The organism is Limosilactobacillus albertensis (assembly GCF_014145555.1).
In the GTDB taxonomy this organism is placed as follows: domain Bacteria; phylum Bacillota; class Bacilli; order Lactobacillales; family Lactobacillaceae; genus Limosilactobacillus; species Limosilactobacillus albertensis.
On record NZ_JACIVD010000044.1, the window covers coordinates 71,511 to 88,529 of the forward strand.

At 39.4% G+C, this 17,019-nt stretch carries 18 protein-coding genes; 15 read left to right on the top strand and 3 right to left on the bottom strand.

The genetic code is table 11. From position 1 onward, the window contains the following. Positions 1 to 51 precede the first annotated feature (51 nt). The 8 genes from tpiA to smpB all read left to right on the top strand — a co-directional run bounded on the left by tpiA (position 52) and on the right by smpB (position 9,642). Positions 52 to 801, top strand: a complete 750-nt coding sequence (gene tpiA / locus H5S41_RS01085; protein ID WP_153710084.1) for a triose-phosphate isomerase — start codon at positions 52 to 54, stop codon at positions 799 to 801. Between the two features lie 90 nt (positions 802 to 891). Next, a complete protein-coding gene (gene eno / locus H5S41_RS01090) occupies positions 892 to 2,214 on the top strand; it encodes a phosphopyruvate hydratase (protein ID WP_153710085.1) in 1,323 nt (440 codons plus the stop codon). A gap of 314 nt (positions 2,215 to 2,528) precedes the next feature. Next, positions 2,529 to 3,914: an amino acid permease gene (locus H5S41_RS01095; protein ID WP_153710086.1), complete on the top strand. Its 1,386-nt coding sequence runs from the start codon at positions 2,529 to 2,531 to the stop codon at positions 3,912 to 3,914. A 135-nt stretch (positions 3,915 to 4,049) separates the two neighbouring features. Further along, entirely contained in the window at positions 4,050 to 5,600 is a 1,551-nt protein-coding gene (locus H5S41_RS01100) for a ClC family H(+)/Cl(-) exchange transporter (RefSeq protein ID WP_182601717.1), read from the top strand. A gap of 66 nt (positions 5,601 to 5,666) precedes the next feature. Further along, positions 5,667 to 5,906 carry a preprotein translocase subunit SecG gene (gene secG / locus H5S41_RS01105; RefSeq protein WP_003667480.1) on the top strand — a complete coding sequence of 80 codons (240 nt, stop codon included), beginning with the start codon at positions 5,667 to 5,669 and terminating at the stop codon, positions 5,904 to 5,906. Positions 5,907 to 5,984: 78 nt separating this feature from the next. Beyond that, positions 5,985 to 6,752 carry an alpha/beta hydrolase gene (locus H5S41_RS01110; RefSeq protein ID WP_182601719.1) on the top strand — a complete coding sequence of 256 codons (768 nt, stop codon included), beginning with the start codon at positions 5,985 to 5,987 and terminating at the stop codon, positions 6,750 to 6,752. Then, complete coding sequence (gene rnr, locus H5S41_RS01115; protein ID WP_182601722.1) at positions 6,749 to 9,151, top strand: ribonuclease R; 2,403 nt, start codon at positions 6,749 to 6,751, stop codon at positions 9,149 to 9,151. Before H5S41_RS01110 ends, rnr begins: the two co-directional genes overlap by 4 nt. Before the next feature lie 17 nt (positions 9,152 to 9,168). After that, positions 9,169 to 9,642 carry an SsrA-binding protein SmpB gene (gene smpB / locus H5S41_RS01120; RefSeq protein ID WP_182601730.1) on the top strand — a complete coding sequence of 158 codons (474 nt, stop codon included), beginning with the start codon at positions 9,169 to 9,171 and terminating at the stop codon, positions 9,640 to 9,642. A 54-nt stretch (positions 9,643 to 9,696) separates the two neighbouring features. Here smpB and H5S41_RS01125 read toward each other — a convergent pair whose 3' ends face one another. Continuing rightward, on the bottom strand, positions 9,697 to 10,281 hold the full coding sequence (locus H5S41_RS01125; RefSeq protein WP_182601732.1) for an LURP-one-related/scramblase family protein: 585 nt from the start codon (positions 10,279 to 10,281) through the stop codon (positions 9,697 to 9,699). A gap of 150 nt (positions 10,282 to 10,431) precedes the next feature. Here H5S41_RS01125 and H5S41_RS01130 point away from each other — a divergent pair, with 150 nt between their 5' ends. From H5S41_RS01130 to H5S41_RS01145, 4 genes are all read left to right on the top strand, one after another. Further along, positions 10,432 to 11,121 carry a uracil-DNA glycosylase gene (locus tag H5S41_RS01130; protein WP_163705072.1) on the top strand — a complete coding sequence of 230 codons (690 nt, stop codon included), beginning with the start codon at positions 10,432 to 10,434 and terminating at the stop codon, positions 11,119 to 11,121. A gap of 60 nt (positions 11,122 to 11,181) precedes the next feature. After that, positions 11,182 to 12,156: a phosphate acetyltransferase gene (gene pta / locus H5S41_RS01135; protein ID WP_182599230.1), complete on the top strand. Its 975-nt coding sequence runs from the start codon at positions 11,182 to 11,184 to the stop codon at positions 12,154 to 12,156. Positions 12,157 to 12,312: 156 nt separating this feature from the next. Next, the gene (tsaE, locus tag H5S41_RS01140; protein ID WP_182601741.1) at positions 12,313 to 12,771 is read left to right on the top strand and encodes a tRNA (adenosine(37)-N6)-threonylcarbamoyltransferase complex ATPase subunit type 1 TsaE; all 459 of its coding nucleotides are present in this window, start codon (positions 12,313 to 12,315) and stop codon (positions 12,769 to 12,771) included. Beyond that, positions 12,771 to 13,268, top strand: a complete 498-nt coding sequence (locus tag H5S41_RS01145) for a GNAT family N-acetyltransferase (protein WP_182599232.1) — start codon at positions 12,771 to 12,773, stop codon at positions 13,266 to 13,268. Before tsaE ends, H5S41_RS01145 begins: the two co-directional genes overlap by 1 nt. Positions 13,269 to 13,333: 65 nt before the next feature. On the opposite strand, the gene H5S41_RS01150 is transcribed toward H5S41_RS01145, so the two are convergent. Continuing rightward, positions 13,334 to 13,756 (bottom strand): PAS domain-containing protein, encoded by a 423-nt coding sequence (locus H5S41_RS01150; protein WP_182601744.1) that lies wholly within the window; start codon positions 13,754 to 13,756, stop codon positions 13,334 to 13,336. Between the two features lie 14 nt (positions 13,757 to 13,770). Next, entirely contained in the window at positions 13,771 to 14,307 is a 537-nt protein-coding gene (locus H5S41_RS01155) for a 3'-5' exonuclease (protein ID WP_182601746.1), read from the bottom strand. Between the two features lie 127 nt (positions 14,308 to 14,434). Here H5S41_RS01155 and murB point away from each other — a divergent pair, with 127 nt between their 5' ends. From murB to rbsD, 3 genes are all read left to right on the top strand, one after another. Further along, entirely contained in the window at positions 14,435 to 15,331 is an 897-nt protein-coding gene (gene murB / locus H5S41_RS01160; protein ID WP_182601748.1) for a UDP-N-acetylmuramate dehydrogenase, read from the top strand. Positions 15,332 to 15,678: 347 nt separating this feature from the next. Next, positions 15,679 to 16,602: a ribokinase gene (gene rbsK, locus H5S41_RS01165; protein ID WP_182599236.1), complete on the top strand. Its 924-nt coding sequence runs from the start codon at positions 15,679 to 15,681 to the stop codon at positions 16,600 to 16,602. 11 nt (positions 16,603 to 16,613) lie between these two features. Further along, positions 16,614 to 17,009 (top strand): D-ribose pyranase, encoded by a 396-nt coding sequence (gene rbsD / locus H5S41_RS01170; protein ID WP_182601764.1) that lies wholly within the window; start codon positions 16,614 to 16,616, stop codon positions 17,007 to 17,009. Positions 17,010 to 17,019 lie beyond the last annotated feature (10 nt).

A 17,019-nucleotide genomic window follows, 5' to 3' on the forward strand; every position in this document is an offset into this window, starting at 1 on the left:
GAAAAATTCGTGTTTTTCTCAGCCCTTTATCCTTTATTGGGGGTGCACGAAATGAGAGTACCAATTATTGCAGGAAACTGGAAAATGAATAAGGATGTTCAAGAGGCAGTTTCTTTTGTGAAACAAGTAAAAGATGAGCTGCCACCAGCAAATCAGCTTGAAACGGCGATTGCGGGACCAACGCTTTGTTTAGTGCCAATGGTAAAAGAGGCTGGCAAGTCGCCCTTAAAAATAATGGCTGAAAACTGTTACTATAAGGATGATGGTGCATATACCGGTGAAACAAGCCCATATGCCTTATACCAAGCAGGAATTCATCATGTAATCTTAGGACATTCTGAGCGGCGAACATACTTTAATGAAAGTGACGACATGATTAATAAAAAAGTTAAAGCTGCCTTGAAAAACGGATTGTGTCCAATTGTTTGTTGCGATGATACAATGGGCCGTCGTGTTACAGGGAAAAAGGTTCATTGGGTAGTAAGCAGGATTCTAGCTGATGTGCATGGCCTTACTGATGACGAAATCTGTCATGTTACTATTGCTTACGAACCAAGCTGGGCAATTGGAACTGGCGAAAGTGCCGATCCTGATCAAGCGGCAGAGGGATGTTACTTGATTCGCCAAACAATCAGCGACATGTACGGTGATAATGTTGCTAACGATGTTCGTATTCTTTATGGCGGGAGTGTTACAACTGCTAATATTAATGCGTTGATGGAAAAGCAAGACATTGACGGAGTGTTGGTTGGTGCTGCTAGTTTAAATCCCGCAACATTTTTACAATTAGTTCACCATTAACCTGTTAAATGCTTGTTTTTAATTGTGTAAAATAATACAATGTTAAGTGGAATTGCTTTCCAAATAAATGACAGAGGAGAGATTCATCAAATGTCACTCATTACAGATATTTATGCACGTGAAGTCCTTGATTCACGTGGTAACCCAACAGTTGAAGCAGAAGTTTACACAGAAGCTGGCGGTGTAGGCCGCGGTATTGTTCCTTCTGGTGCTTCAACTGGTGAACACGAAGCTGTTGAATTACGTGACGGCGACAAGAACCGTTTTGGCGGTAAGGGTGTTTTAAAGGCTGTTTCAAACGTAAACAACATTATTGCTAAAGAAATCGTAGGGATGGAAGTTACTGACCAAATCGCTATCGATAAGGCAATGATTAAGTTAGACGGTACTCCAAACAAGGGTAAGTTAGGTGCTAACGCTATTTTAGCTGTTTCATTAGCTGCTGCTCGGGCTGCTGCTGACGAATTACAAGTACCTCTTTACAACTACCTTGGTGGTTTTAACGCTCACGTATTGCCAACACCAATGATGAACGTTATTAACGGTGGTGCTCACTCAGATAACAAGGTTGATTTCCAAGAATTTATGATCATGCCAGTTGGTGCACCAACTGTTCGTGAAGCTATTCGTTGGGGCTCAGAAACTTTCCACGCTTTGAAGAAAGAATTGGAAGCTGCTGGTAAGGTAACCTCTGTTGGTGACGAAGGTGGATTTGCTCCTGACTTTGCTAACAACGAAGAACCATTCGAATACTTAATCAAGGCTATTGAAGACGCTGGTTACAAGCCAGGTAAAGACATTGCAATTGCCTTTGACGTTGCTGCTTCAGAATTATGGAATGATGAAGACAAGAAGTACAAGCTTCGTTGGTCAACTGGTGAAGAATACACTACTGAAGAATGGATTAATTACTTATCCGGTATTATTGAAAAGTACCCAGTAGTATCTGTTGAAGACCCAATTGATGAAAATAACTGGGATGACTGGGTAACTATTACTAATAAGTTAGGTAAGAAAGTTCAACTTGTTGGTGATGACTTCTTTGTAACTAATACTGATTACTTGAAGAAGGGTATCCAAATGGGTGCTGCTAACTCAATCTTAATCAAGCTTAACCAAATTGGTACTTTAACTGAGACTGTTGAAGCTATCGAAATGGCTAAGGAAGCTGGTTACACTGCTATCGTTTCACACCGTTCTGGTGAAACTGAAGATACCACTATTGCCGACTTAGTTGTTGCTACAAACGCCGGACAAATCAAGACTGGTTCAATGAGCCGGACTGACCGTCTTGCTAAGTACAACCAATTAATGCGGATTGAAGATCAACTTGGTGATGTTGCTCAATACAAGGGTATTCACTCATTCTACAACTTGAGCCAACAAGCTCGCCAAGACATCGAAAACCGTTAATTTGCGGGATTAATAAAAACGGAAGATGAGCGTGACATAAGCTGTTTATAGTTTTATCCTTACGCTTCATCGGCCTAATAAAAATATAAGTAGGGTTCCAAGGTTCGATTTTTACCGAGCATTGGAACCCTATTTGTGTACTGTACAGTTTATATTTTATCTAAGTAAGCTCCTTTATTGAAAATCTATTTAACTAGGCTTGAAAATGGTTATATTGATTCTATTAAAAAATAATGAGAAAGAAATATTGGAATTTTTTGTGAAATATAATATAATTTTTAAGAGTTAAATTCAATGAAAGGACAATGATACAAATGAAAAAATCAGCACCGGAGCTTAACCGTTCGATGACTGCTGGTCAGATGGAAATGATCTCTCTTGGTGGAGCAATTGGGGTCGGTCTGTTTATGGGATCGACGTCAACCATTAAGTGGACGGGTCCATCGGTAATTCTTGCATATGCATTTGTTGGTTTAATTTTATATATTGTAATGAGGGCCTTGGGAGAGATGATCTATATTAATCCCGGCACCGGTTCTTTCGCAGATTATGCAACAGAATATGTTCATCCAGTAGCCGGATACCTTGCTAAATGGGCTAACGTATTTGAATATATCGTTGTTGGGATGTCTGAAGTGGTTGCTGCTACTGAATATCTTAAATATTGGTGGCCGCATATGCATACGTGGGTGGCTGGAATTGTAATCATAATTTTCCTAGTCTTAGCCAACTTAGCGAGTGCGAAGGCATACGGGTCACTTGAATTTTGGTTTGCGATGATTAAAGTTATTACTATTATTTTCATGATCCTCCTTGGGTTTATGATTATCTTCTTTGGATTTGGTAATGGTGGTCACCCAACTGGTTTTAACAATCTGTGGTCCCATGGTGGATTCTTCACTGGTGGTTGGAGCGGTTTCTTCTTCTCAATGTCAATTATTGTTGGTTCTTATGAGGGAATTGAATTGCTGGGAATTTCCGCTGGTGAAGTAGCAAATCCGCAAAAAGCAATTGTTAAATCAGTTAAGTCCGTCCTATTCCGAATTTTAATCTTCTATGTTGGAGCAATTTTTGTAATTGTAACGATTTATCCTTGGAATGAATTAAGTAGTGTCGGTTCGCCGTTTGTTTCTACATTTGCCAAAGTTGGAATTACGGCAGCAGCGTCAATTATTAACTTTGTTGTTTTAACGGCAGCATTATCAGGCGCTAATTCTGGTATTTACAGTTCAAGCCGAATGCTATTTAAGTTATCACATGAGGGGGATGCGCCTAAGATTTTTGGACGCCTCTCAAAACGAATTGTTCCCGATGCAGCTATTCTTGGTATCTCTGGTGGTATTTTAATTGGCTTCATTATTGATATGATTTCCACAATTTATAGCCACTCGACAGCCGATATGTTTGTAGTTGTCTTTAGTTCATCGGTTCTACCCGGAATGATTCCATGGTTTGTAATTTTATTAGCAGAATTGCGATTCCGTCGTAACAATAAAGATTTAATGACTGACCATCCCTTTAAGCTGCCGCTGTACCCATTCTCAAATTACTTCGCATTCATTATGCTGATTGTGATCGTCATCTTCATGTTTATTAATCCTGATACGCGAATTTCGGTCATTGTTGGTGCAGCAGTATTAATTCTGGCAGTCGTTATATACATTATTCGTCATGGCCTTAGTAAAGAAAAAGCATCGTAATCTTTTTGCAGGAGTTAGCAGAGCTAGATAAACTGGTTCTGGTTAACTCCTATTTTTATTTTAAAATTAATTTCGCCTTGGTAAACTCATGTAGTAAAATGGCATGTAGACTTTTAATAAATTGGAGAATAGATAATGGAAAGCAGAAAAGAGGCATTTCACCGATATAATCAGCTTAATCAAATAGTTCGCGCGATTATTATCGGAATATTAACCGGGCTGGTAGTAAGTTTATTTCGCCTTATCATTCAGTGCTTTTTACAACTAGTAACAACATGCTTTGGATACTTTCACTCCCATCCATTGTGGTTAGTACCGTGGACGATTGGATCAATTATTTTAGCGTTATTATTAGGGTGGCTGGCCCAGACTTATCCAGATATAAAAGGATCAGGAATTCCGCAGGTTGAGGGGCAATTGACTAACCAGTTTGATGAAAAGTGGTGGCCGGTACTATGGCGGAAGTTTCTTGGTGGAATATTTGCAATTGGTTCGGGGTTATATTTAGGACGAGAAGGACCATCAATCCAACTTGGTGCGACAATCGGCCAAGGGGTTGAAGAAATAGCAAAATTAGGGCAGCTTAACCGACAAATCGGAATTGCGAGTGGCGCGGCCGCCGGGTTGGCTGCTGCCTTTAATGCACCAATTGCTGCTACTATCTTTATTTTGGAAGAAGTGTATCATAATTTTTCACCGGTAATTTGGTTAGCGACGTTTGTCAGTTCACTATGTTCTAATATGGTGTCAATGCAATTTTTTGGATTACGGCCGGTATTAAACGTTCCGTACGATCATATGCTGCCTAATAACCTTTATTGGCATTTAATTGCGTTGGGAATTTTATTAGGTGTTTTAGGCCGGTTTTATCAGGTTATTATTTTGCACTTAAATGGTTGGACAGCAAGGATTCCTAAGTTATCCCCAATTGCTTATCCCGTTATTCCGTTTTTACTAGTAATCCCGATTGCCTGGTATTTTCCAATCACACTTGGGGGCGGGAATGAGCTAATTATTGTTTTGCGTTCTTCGCCGTTTTCTCTAGCGTTATTTGTTGGTCTCTTTGTTCTTCGCTTTGTATTTTCAATGATTAGCTATGGTTCGCAATTACCAGGAGGGATTTTTTTACCAATCTTAACTCTTGGTGCTATCCTAGGGGCGGTTTATTGTGCTTTAATGGTTAGATTAGGGCTGATGCCGGTTCGTTATCTGCCTAACTTTATTATTTATGGGATGGCGGGTTATTTTGCATGTATCAGTAAGGCGCCTTTTACTGCTATCTTGTTAATTACGGAAATGGTCGGATCGCTTGCTCATTTAATGCCCCTAGCGTTAGTAGCAGTGGTTGCCTACCTAGTTGTAGACGCATTACATGGTGAGCCGGTATATACAGCAATGTTTAATGCTTTTATTGGCAATAATCCACAATCCGCCCGGCGTAAAGAGGACGTTACGATGTCGATTACTATTTACGCTGGAGCGCGATTGGCTGGTTGTAAGGTAAAAGATTATCCGTGGCCGACTGATTGTATTGTAATGGTTATTTATAGGGGAGAAGAAAAAATTATCCCGAATGGTCAAACAGAGTTACAAGCAGGTGATACATTGATTTTACGTGCTAATTCCGCTACGACGCGGCAAGCGTATCATGAGATAAGTCGAGCAGCTCATTATGCGCAAGGATAGCAATAGAATAATAAATATGATATGATAGTTAAGATAAAAGCGTGAAAGTATTAGGAGGAAAATTCCTTGTATAACACATTAATGACTTTATTCTTAATTGATTGCGTTGTATTAATTGCTTGTGTAATGATGCAGCCAGCAAAAAATGATAATGATGCGATGTCAGCTTTAACTGGTGGTGCTGGCGACTTGTTCTCACGTCGTAAAGCGCGGGGATTTGAAGCTGTTATGCAGATTGTTACAACAATTTGTGGAGCACTCTTCTTTATTCTGGCATTAGCTATGATTTATGTTTCGTCACATTAAATTTAAAGTGCCTCCTGAAATTATTGTGGTTCCAGGAGGCTTTTTTGTCACTACTGTTAGAGTGTAGGGGATGATTTAGTGAAAACGTATACTGGTGACTCTTTTTTCTTTCCCCATAGTGGACGGCGCGGAGTTATCTTACTCCATGCATATACAGGAAATACGAATGATGTTCGCATGTTGGGACGTCAGCTTAATTGGCAGGGATATACGGTTTTCGCTCCGCTCTTAAGTGGTCATGGCGGCGATCCAAAAAAAGTGTTGGAAAGCAATGGGCCAGATGATTGGTGGGACGATACGCGGATGGCGATTTTTCGCTTGCGAGACGCGGGGATTGATCAGATTGCTATCTTTGGCTTGTCGTTAGGAGGCTTATTAGCAACAAGGGCTCTTGAAAATGACCCGCGATTATTAGGCGGTGGTGTTTTTGCATCCCCGATTACTACTTGGGGGCAGTCTAATGTTCCAGAATACTTTCCTAAAATTGCTGCAAAATATTATCGTCAGCAGAAGTTGAATCCATTAATCACTAAAGAAAAAGTGGCTAAGTTAACAGAACGGCTCCCTAAGCAATTGACCCAAATTCAAAGTATGGCACACCAGCTTTGTGACCACTTAGACCAGATTCACCAACCTTTTTTCATTGCACAAGGTGGTGCTGATGAAATGATTGATCCTGCTTCAGGCCTTCAATTAGAAAAACGGTTACAAGCAAGTGGGGTCGCAGTTGATTATCATTATTACCCTACTGCTACACATCTTCTAACAGTTAATACCGCCCATCGACAATTATTTACCGATGTAGGAAAATATCTACAAAATTTATTCGAGGTGTCTTCTAAATGACAACAAATGATTTAAAAGAAAAAATATTAACACATTTAACTGATAATGCAGGCATCAGTTATTCTGCAGAAAAACTTGCCCACCAATTAGGGATGGATGATGCTAATCAATTTACACCGATCGTTCAGTCACTTGCTCAGTTGGAACGCGAGAAAAAAGTTCAAGTAACCGATCGTGGTGAATTTGAAGCGGTTATTAAGCAACAGCCGCTTATTGGTACATTCCATGGTAATGATAAAGGATTCGGTTTTGTCGACTATGATCCGGACCTTCCAGATATGTATATCAATCCTGACCATACCCGCTATGCGCTAAACGGGGACCAGGTAGAGGTTAAAGTGTTACGGCCTGCAAAACCAGGTAGCGATCAAGGTCCAGAAGGGCAAGTAACGCGAATTGTTGAACATAAATATGAACAAGTAGTTGGCGAATTTAAGCAAGAAACTGTTGGTAATTATATTGGTGAAATCTTACTTAAAGATAAAAAATTATCGCGGTATCATTTTTACGTAACTGATAAGGGCTTAAAGCCGCTTGATGGTCAGGTCGTAACGGCCACTGTTGAAACTTATCCGAGCGATGAGGCACCGGAAGTATTAACAGGAGCAGTTACTGAAGTTATTGGTGACAAAGATGAACCGGGCATTGATATTATGTCAGTAATTTATGCCCACGATGTTCCTCATGAATTTCCTAAAGAAGTGATGGAACAGGCTAATAAGATTCCGCTTAAGGTTCTTCCTGAAGAAAAAAAGGGTCGTAAAGATATTACAGACCAACCACTTGTTACAATCGATGCAATTGAATCAAAAGACTTAGATGATGCGGTTGTAGCATGGAAAATGGATAACGGTCACTACCATCTAGGGGTTCACATTGCTGATGTTTCTCACTATGTAAAACCAGGAACGCCTCTTGATCAGGAAGCGTTTAAGCGCGGAACATCTGTCTACTTAACAGACCGGGTAGTGCCAATGCTTCCTAAACGCCTTTCTAATGGGATTTGTTCCTTGAACCCTGGTGAAGAACGGCTAGCGATGAGTTGTGAAATGGAAATTGACGAACAAGGGAAAATCGTTAACCACCGCATCTTCCAAAGTGTAATGAAATCTCATGCCCGGATGACTTATAAGGCGGTTAATAAAATTCTTGAGTCTCATGACGCCAAAACGATAAAGCAATACGAAGACTTAGTTCCAATGTTTGAAACAATGAGTGAAATTCACAAATTATTGCTAAAAAACCGGAAGAAACGTGGAGCAATTGACTTTGAAGCGCCTGAAGCAAAGATTATTGTGGATGAAAAGGGACATCCGACCGACATTCAGTTACGGGATCGGGGCCTTTCTGAGCGAATGATTGAATCATTTATGCTGGCAGCAAATGAAACGGTAGCTGAGCATTACTTTAAAGAGCATGTTCCATTTCTTTATCGGATCCACGAAACACCAGATAGTGACCGAATTAAAGCTTTTGCGGAGTTCTTAAGCGTATTCGGTATTGATGTTCACGGCGATATTAAAAATGTTAAGCCAAGGATGCTTCAACAAGTATTAAAAGATGTCGCCGGTACTCCAGAAGAGCAAATGGTTCAAGTTATGATGTTGCGTAGTATGCAACAAGCCAAATATTCAGATGAAGAACTTGGTCATTTTGGTTTGGGTGCAAAATACTACACTCACTTTACTTCACCAATTCGTCGATATCCTGATGATACAGTGCATCGTTTAATCAAATGGTATGAAAAGCACGGAAAGAATGAACCAGCTAAGGATCATTGGCGTGATAAGCTTCCAGAAATTGCCGAGCATACGTCTGTTACAGAACGTCGCGGAATTGATACAGAACGTGATGTTGACAGTATGAAGAAGGCCGAATACATGGAAGACCATGTTGGGGAAACGTTCGATGCAGTTGTTAGTTCAGTAATGAAGTTTGGTTTGTTTGTAGAATTACCAAATACGGTTGAAGGATTAGTTCATATTAGTGTCATGAATGATGACTATTATGAATATTCAGAAAAGCATATGGCCCTAATTGGTCGGAAGTCACATCGGATCTTCCAAATGGGACAGCCGATTAAGGTTAAGCTAGTACGGGCAGATAAAGATCTTCGTGAAGTAGACTTTGAAATTGTTAACCCTGAAGAGGCGCCAAAGACAAAGATTCGGGTTCCGCATAATGATCAATACAATGGTCGTGGCCGTGGTCGTAAAGGCCGTGCTAACAATAAGTCTCAGCGTGAGAACAATAATGGTAATCACTATCGGAATACGCAAGGAAAGTGGCGGCGGAGTAACCAAGAAAATGGTCGGCAAAACAATCGGCAAATAAATCGTGGCCAAACTCGTCACCACAACAATTCACGCGATCATGAAAGCGTTCGTCGTCACCATTAAGAGCGGGGAGGGATATTATGGCAAAAAAATCCCATCAAGAAAATAATGACAATTTAATTGCACAAAACAAAAAAGCCCGTCATGACTATTTTGTAACAGATACGGTTGAGGCTGGATTAGTTTTAACAGGGACTGAGATTAAATCGGTTCGTGCTCACCGGGTTAATTTGAAGGATGGATTTGCGCAGATCCGTAATGGTGAAGCTTGGTTAATGAATGTGCACATTAGTGAATATGACAACGGGACTTACTTTAATCAAGACCCGTTAAGGAATCGCAAATTATTATTGCATAAAAAAGAAATTAATAAGCTTGCAGGAGCCTTACAGGATAAGGGAGTTACGCTTGTCCCGTTAAAGATGTACATTAAACATGGTTATGCAAAAGTACTACTAGGATTAGCTAAAGGTAAACACCAGTACGATAAGCGTGAAGCAATTAAACGTCGTGAACAAAACCGTGAAATCGAACGGGTTATGAAACATTACTAAATATAAAAGGAAGAGGTCAAGAAATGATGTTTCTCGGTCTCTTCCTTTTGTATATTACTTATTTTTATGACTTTTACAGGTAAGGTTTAATTGATTGCTGATAGAAAATGACATGCTAGTACTGAGCTTAGGAGAACGTTTCATCAACCGGGCTAATAGTGGTTCTTGCTCGCTTCTCCGTGCCCAGTGGTTAAGAATGCTAGCAATTAGGATTGCTAAGGGTTCATCTTCTTTTTTGTTTACTTTTAATTCATGACAATATCCGCTTGAAAGTTTAACCGGTTGAATTGAAAAGACTAAGTGACTACCGGAAAAGACACGGTAGCGACTTGTTAAAGGGGAACCAACAATGATCCAGTTAATCCCGCGGATATAAATAACCTGTTGAACAAAACCAAACCCTTTACCAATTGTACCGACTCGTTGACGATTGACGTATAATGCAAACTTTGGTAATAATCCAAGGGTTAACTGCTTTACCTCGGCTAATAAAGCTCCATCAATTGCATACAATGATAGGGCATCGTACCTCATTCCCCATTTACCGACAAGAAGATAGCACGATTTACCGTCCTTATCGCGAATGACGGTCGTTCCATGTAAATCAGTCGAACGATCGCGAATAAATAATTGTCGCACTTTGCCACCACCATTCTTTGATAATCTACCTTTTATTTTACCAGCTTCTTGGAAAAATTGGTGAAGAAACTTCCTAGATAAAAAACGCTTCCAATTTATCCCATTATGATGTTTAATTATGCTAAAATAATAGGCGAGGTGCTAATAATCGTGAAACAGTTAATTCATAACGACTGGTGGGAAGTCTTAAAGCCCCAGTTTGAAAGTACGTATTATGCTCAACTGCATAATTTCCTAAAAGAAGAATATACCCATCAAACAATCTACCCAGAAATGCATCACATTTTTGAAGCGTTTGAATGGACGCCTTTTAGTAAGGTGAAGGTTGTTATTCTTGGTCAAGATCCTTATCATGGACCTAATCAAGCGCATGGGTGCAGTTTTTCAGTACTGCCTGGGGTACCGGTCCCGCCTTCATTACAGAATATTTATAAAGAATTGCAGAGTGATTTGGGCTGTACGCCAGTAAATCATGGCTATTTAAAAAAATGGGCTGATCAAGGTGTCCTTTTACTAAATTCGGTTTTAACAGTACGTGCGGGACAAGCATATTCACACCGTGGACATGGCTGGGAACAGTTAACAGACGCGGCAATTCACGCTTTGTCTGAACGTCCTAAACCAGTTGTATTTATTTTGTGGGGACGTGCTGCACGCAACAAAAAACAATTGATTAATACAAATACCAATATAGTTCTTGAGTCGGCCCACCCGAGTCCATTATCTGCTAATCGCGGGTTCTTTGGCTCGCGGCCATTTTCTAAAACCAACGAAGCACTTCAGGCGATGGGAGAACAGCCAATTGATTGGCAGCTTCCTGCCGAACCAAATTATCGTTAAAGATGTGATCATCAGTCACAACTTTAAAATGTTTAGTAACCATAAGGAGGTACTTGCATTATGGAATTATTTGATGAGATTGCTGCAAAGATTAAAGGACAAAACAAGACAATTGTTTTTCCTGAAGGTGAGGATAAGCGGATTTTAGGCGCTGCTGTTCGCTTAAAGAAGGATGACTTAGTAGACCCAATCTTGCTTGGGGATGAAGAAGCAATTAAAAAAGTTGCTAGTGAAAATAACTTTGACCTTACTGACCTTCAAATCATTGATCCAGCAACTTATCCAGAAGACGATAAGCAAGCAATGTTTGACTCATTAATGGAACGGCGAAAGGGAAAGAACACCCCTGAAGAAATTCAAAAGATGCTTGAAGATGTTAGTTACTTTGGGACAATGCTTGTCTACATGGGGAAGGCTGACGGAATGGTTTCTGGTGCTGTTCACTCAACCGGCTCAACAGTTCGTCCTGCACTACAAATCATTAAGACTAAGCCGGGTGCTCACCGAATTAGTGGAGCATTTCTTATGATTAAAGGCGATCAGCGTTATATTTTTGCTGATTGTGCAATTAATATTGAATTAGATGCACCAACGATGGCTGAAGTTGCAATTCAAAGTGCTGAAACAGCGCGTCTTTTTGAAATTGATCCGAAGGTGGCATTACTTAGTTTTTCAACTAAGGGTTCAGCTAAGGGCGAAATGGTTACTAAGGTTGCGGACGCTGCTAAGTTAGTTCATGACTTGGATCCTGACTTGCCAGCCGATGGTGAACTACAATTTGATGCGGCAGTTGTACCATCAGTAGGTGAACTTAAGGCTCCTGATTCTAAAGTTGCTGGTCATGCCAATGTCTTCATTTTCCCAAGTCTTGAAGCAGGTAATATTGGTTACAAGATTGCCCAACGATTTGGTGGATTTACTGCAGTTGGTCCTATTCTTCAAGGACTTAATGCCCCAATCGCTGACCTTTCACGGGGATGCAGTGAAGACGATGCTTATAAGGTAGCAATGATCACCGCTGCCCAATCATTGTAAGATTATTTTAATAAATTAGCTAAAAGAGAGTACAAATATGAAGCTGTGTTGATATGCTCCTATTAGGGTATGTGATGCTTTTAAAGTACTCTTTTTGCTTTTTAAAAAAGACATATGTACAATAAGACTAGTTATTTTAGAGTAGGAGAGAGTGCTATGGAAAGCTTAACTTTGACGAACCGTGATGCAACGATTAATCTCGGAAAAGTAATTGGTCAACAATTAGTGGCGGGTGATGTCCTTGTCTTAGATGGTGACTTAGGAGCCGGCAAAACGACTTTTACTAAGGGCCTTGCTGTTGGCTTAGATATTCCAGACATTATTAAGAGTCCTACGTTTACAATCATCCACGAGTATCAAGACGGGCGGTTACCTCTCTACCATATGGATGCATATCGGCTTGAAAATGGTGGAGCAGCTGATTTAGGTCTTGAAGAGTATTTTGACGGCGATGGAGTTTCAGTTGTCGAATGGGCTAAATTTGTAGAAGATGAACTTCCAGCTAATTTTTTAGCAATTCATTTTAAGCGAACAGACGATGATGAAACAAGAATCCTTGAATTTGAACCTCATGGAGAACATTTTGAACAAATCGTTAGAAATGTGGTGAAATAATGGCAGATGAAATTTCTGTAAAACTTGCGACTAGTGATGATGCTGAAAAGGTTCTAAGTTTTTTACGGGCAACTGCTACAGAAAGCAATGCTGTTTTAGTTCCGCACTTAAATGAAATTAGTGAAAAAACGGAAGCTAGAAATATTGACATGATTAATCAATTTGATGATTGCGTGATTTTGCTGGCAATGCTGGGAGAAGAAGTCGTTGGAATGGTGACCGTAATGGTATTAGAGCATCAACCGACGACAGGAGAATTGGGAGTAGTAGTCCGTAAAAAATATTGGCGGAATGGTATTGGCCGCCTTTTAGTTGATGAGGCTGAATATTGGTTTAATACATACAGCAGCTTGGAGAATTTAGTTCTGACCGTTTTTGAAGATAATTTTCCAGCAATTAGTTTATATCAACAATTAGATTTCGTTAAAACAGGAACAGCTATTGAACAAGGACGCAAGGTTATTCAAATGAAGTATTCACCAAAAGAAGCAAAATAAAGGAGCAGGATAGGAAGTACCGTAAATAACTTCTATCTTGCTCCTTATTTATACATGTAAGAATCTTATTTTTTATGAAAAATTTGTTTGATGTTGCGCCAGACAGATCCTCGCTGTTGATGATTGCTAACGTCTTGAGTAACCTCTACACAGCCTATATATTTACCATTATCATCACGTAGAGCGTAAAAGGCAATATTTACTGGTTGGTTATGATGTTTAATCATAATATTGATCGAATCGCGGTCGCCGCTGTGCATATCGTGAAGGACTTGTTTAACATGACCCTGACTGTGACCGGGGTGGACTTCTAAAACGTGTTTACCTAAGTCATTGTCAGTTCGTTTGAATAAGCGGTGACGGTTGGCAGATGACCAACGTACGATATCATTTTCATCGATAAAGTCAAATTCAACGGGGATTGTTGAAAAAATAGCATTAAGCTGTTCGAGAGTTAAGTTGCCGCCATTAAGGTTAATATTAGTCATAGTAGAATTCTCCTTTAGCCAATTAATTTGATAAATGGTTGAATTTGTTGTGGGGTAAAATGTTGACTTTGATACAGCAAGATATTAGCACAAGCTTGAGCATCGTCAAGAGCATTATGGTGGTGATGCAGGTCAATATTCAAGGCGTCACAAACAGTATTTAGCTTATAATTTGTTAATCCTGGTATTAATTGACGACTGCTTGCAAGTGTATCCAGCGTTTGGTATGCAGGAGGTTCAATTTGATAATGCTCTAACGTATTTTTTAAAACGTTATTATCAAAGCGGTTATTATGAGCAATTACTAACTTATCAGGGGTATAAAATTGCTTGATATGATCCCATACTTCAGGGAAATCCGGTGCATTTTGAACGTCTTGTTCGTGAATTCCATGAATCTGTGTATTACGCCAGAAAAACTTGGTGTGGGGATTAATTAAAGTATAAAATTCATCAGCAATCTGATTATCACGGACGATCGTAAGAGCTAATGAACAAGCACTATAGCGTTTGCCGCTAGCTGTTTCAAAGTCCATCGCAATAAAATTCATTTAGCATCCTCCTTGCAAAAGTCGATAATTTTATTTTACAATCAACTAATCATTTTTCAAAACTTTTAATTTTGAAAAATGATACAATAGCATTTGTAAGTATATGCAAAAAAGGAAGAAATAAAGAATGGCTAATTTGATGAATGAATTTCCTAACATTGAGATTAAACAAGATGAACCATTAATGAACTATACCTATACCCATACAGGTGGTCCTGCTGATTGGCTAGCCTTTCCTGAAACGGTTGATCAGGTAAGAGAGTTAGTCAATTATGTTCATGAACATAATATGTCACTAACCGTTTTAGGCAATGCCAGTAATTTAATTGTTGGTGATGGTGGAATTGATGATTTAACAATTATTCTGACCCGTCTTAATAAGGTTGAAGTCCACGACAATAAAGTTATTGCACAAGCGGGGGCATCATATGTTGAAACTACTAAAGCAGCTCGTGACAATAAATTAACTGGTCTAGAGTTTGCTGCGGGAATTCCCGGGAGTATTGGCGGAGCAATTTTCATGAATGCTGGTGCTTATGGCGGTGAGACCAAAAATGTTGTTTCCGAAGCGACCGTGATGCTACCAGATGGCACAATCAAACACCTTTCAAATGAAGAATTAGATTTTGGCTATCGACACAGTAGCGTTCAAGACAATAATGGAATTGTGCTCGATGCTACCTTTACCCTTGAACCAGGAAATTATGATGATATTAAAGCGGAAATGGATGATTTGAATGAGCGCCGTGCAGCTAAACAACCGCTTGATCTGCCATCTTGCGGTAGTGTATTTAAGCGTCCCAAGGGCTATTATGCTGGAAAATTGATTCATGATGCGGGCTTACAGGGATATACTTATGGTGGCGCACAGGTATCAACAAAACATGCAGGATTTATTGTTAATATTGACCATGGGACTGCGGCAGATTATGTCAATGTTATTCATCATGTTCAAAAAACAGTAAAAGAAAAATTTGGTGTTACTTTAGAGACAGAAGTTAGAATTATTGGTCGCCAAGATTAATATTATGAAGCGTAGATTTGTTAAAAGCTTATTAATAAATCTGCGCTTTTATTATTTTAAAGATTGTGAAATGATTTTAGGGCCTAATAAATAACGTCATCTATTGCGTTGTAGCGATCAATTTATGATGCATCAAGGATAATTTTTACTCATTTATTTGTAATTTATGAAAAAATCTCACAAATTGCTCATTGAAAAATTATTTTTATGGCTGAAAAGCGATTTCAAGGGATTCTTAAGTATATCGGTACACTGAATGGTAAAAGTAACTTTGTAATCACTTTCAAAATATGATAGGATAGCTAGGTCTCATTCTTGAAAAAATTCACAAAGTAAGGAGTATAGTTATGAGCAATAATGTAGTTGTTTTAGGAAGTATTAACGTCGATACTACTTATCACGTTGATCGTTTTCCACAGCCTGGTGAAACAATTTCAGCAGTAAGTAAAAGTTCTGCGCCAGGTGGTAAAGGTGCTAATCAAGCAGTTGCTGCGGCTCGTTCTGGCGCAAAGACTGCTTTTATTGGTGCTGTTGGTTCTGACAAAGAAGGAACCTACATGCTTGAATCATTAGCTGATGATCACATTGATACTCACCACATCATGACTGACAAGTTGCATGGTACTGGAAGTGCAGCAATTACTTTAGATGCTAATGGTCAAAATGACATCATGGTATACGGTGGTGCTAATCAGTCAATGACCACGGATGTTCTTGCAGGAATTGATGATGTCTTAAAAGATGCGGACTTTTTAATTAGTCAATTTGAAACACCACAAGAAGTTGCATTGGCTGCATTTAAGCAAGCTAAGGAACACGGTGTTACGACATTGTTAAACCCAGCACCTGCTCATGAAATTTTACCCGAATTATTAAAGTACACCGATGTTATCACTCCTAATGAGAGCGAGTGTGCATTGTTAACCGGCATCGAGATCACTGATGAAGCTTCAATGCTAAAGAGTGCTGAATATTTCCGTGAACGCGGGGTTAAGCACCTCCTGATTACATTGGGATCAAAAGGAGTATTTTACGCTACCCCAACGTCTCATGGATTAGTACCGGCATTTAAAGTAAAAGCCGTCGATACAACTGCCGCCGGTGATACATTCCTTGGTGCATTGAGTTCACAGTTGGAAAAGGATTTGTCAAATGTTGATAAGGCGCTTGTTTACGCGCAACGGGCATCTAGTTTAACCGTTCAACAAATGGGGGCAATGCCTTCAATTCCAGATCATGATGCAGTTATGAAAGCATTAGCAGAAAATTAAGGGGAATTATCATGAAAAAAACAGGAATTATTAATTCAGAAGTTTCAGCTGTTGTTGCTAATATGGGGCATATGGATTGGTTATCAATTGGTGATGCAGGAATGCCGGTTCCATTTGGTACTAAGAAGATTGATTTGGCCGTGGACAAAGAACTGCCAAGTTTTATGGACGTGTTAAATAATGTTCTTAAAGAAATGAAAGTTCAAAAGATTTACTTAGCTGAAGAAATTAAAGACCAAAATCCAGAACAGCTAGAAAACATAAAAAAGGCATTACCTGATGTTGAAGTTGCATTCATGCCTCACAGCGAATTAAAGAAGAGTCTCACTAAGACCCACGCATTTATTCGGACAGGGGAAATGACGCCGTACTCAAACATCATTTTGGAATCAGGAGTTACATTCTAATATTAGGAGT

What these genes read in the sequence shown, in the direction of transcription:
- tpiA (WP_153710084.1), top strand. Translation starts at nt 52, where the DNA reads ATGAGAGTACCAATTATTGCAGGAAACTGGAAAATGAATAAGGATGTT.
- eno (WP_153710085.1), top strand. Translation starts at nt 892, where the DNA reads ATGTCACTCATTACAGATATTTATGCACGTGAAGTCCTTGATTCACGT.
- H5S41_RS01095 (WP_153710086.1), top strand. Translation starts at nt 2,529, where the DNA reads ATGAAAAAATCAGCACCGGAGCTTAACCGTTCGATGACTGCTGGTCAG.
- H5S41_RS01100 (WP_182601717.1), top strand. Translation starts at nt 4,050, where the DNA reads ATGGAAAGCAGAAAAGAGGCATTTCACCGATATAATCAGCTTAATCAA.
- rnr (WP_182601722.1), top strand. Translation starts at nt 6,749, where the DNA reads ATGACAACAAATGATTTAAAAGAAAAAATATTAACACATTTAACTGAT.
- smpB (WP_182601730.1), top strand. Translation starts at nt 9,169, where the DNA reads ATGGCAAAAAAATCCCATCAAGAAAATAATGACAATTTAATTGCACAA.
- pta (WP_182599230.1), top strand. Translation starts at nt 11,182, where the DNA reads ATGGAATTATTTGATGAGATTGCTGCAAAGATTAAAGGACAAAACAAG.
- tsaE (WP_182601741.1), top strand. Translation starts at nt 12,313, where the DNA reads ATGGAAAGCTTAACTTTGACGAACCGTGATGCAACGATTAATCTCGGA.
- H5S41_RS01145 (WP_182599232.1), top strand. Translation starts at nt 12,771, where the DNA reads ATGGCAGATGAAATTTCTGTAAAACTTGCGACTAGTGATGATGCTGAA.
- H5S41_RS01150 (WP_182601744.1), bottom strand. Translation starts at nt 13,756, where the DNA reads ATGACTAATATTAACCTTAATGGCGGCAACTTAACTCTCGAACAGCTT.
- H5S41_RS01155 (WP_182601746.1), bottom strand. Translation starts at nt 14,307, where the DNA reads ATGAATTTTATTGCGATGGACTTTGAAACAGCTAGCGGCAAACGCTAT.
- murB (WP_182601748.1), top strand. Translation starts at nt 14,435, where the DNA reads ATGGCTAATTTGATGAATGAATTTCCTAACATTGAGATTAAACAAGAT.
- rbsK (WP_182599236.1), top strand. Translation starts at nt 15,679, where the DNA reads ATGAGCAATAATGTAGTTGTTTTAGGAAGTATTAACGTCGATACTACT.
- rbsD (WP_182601764.1), top strand. Translation starts at nt 16,614, where the DNA reads ATGAAAAAAACAGGAATTATTAATTCAGAAGTTTCAGCTGTTGTTGCT.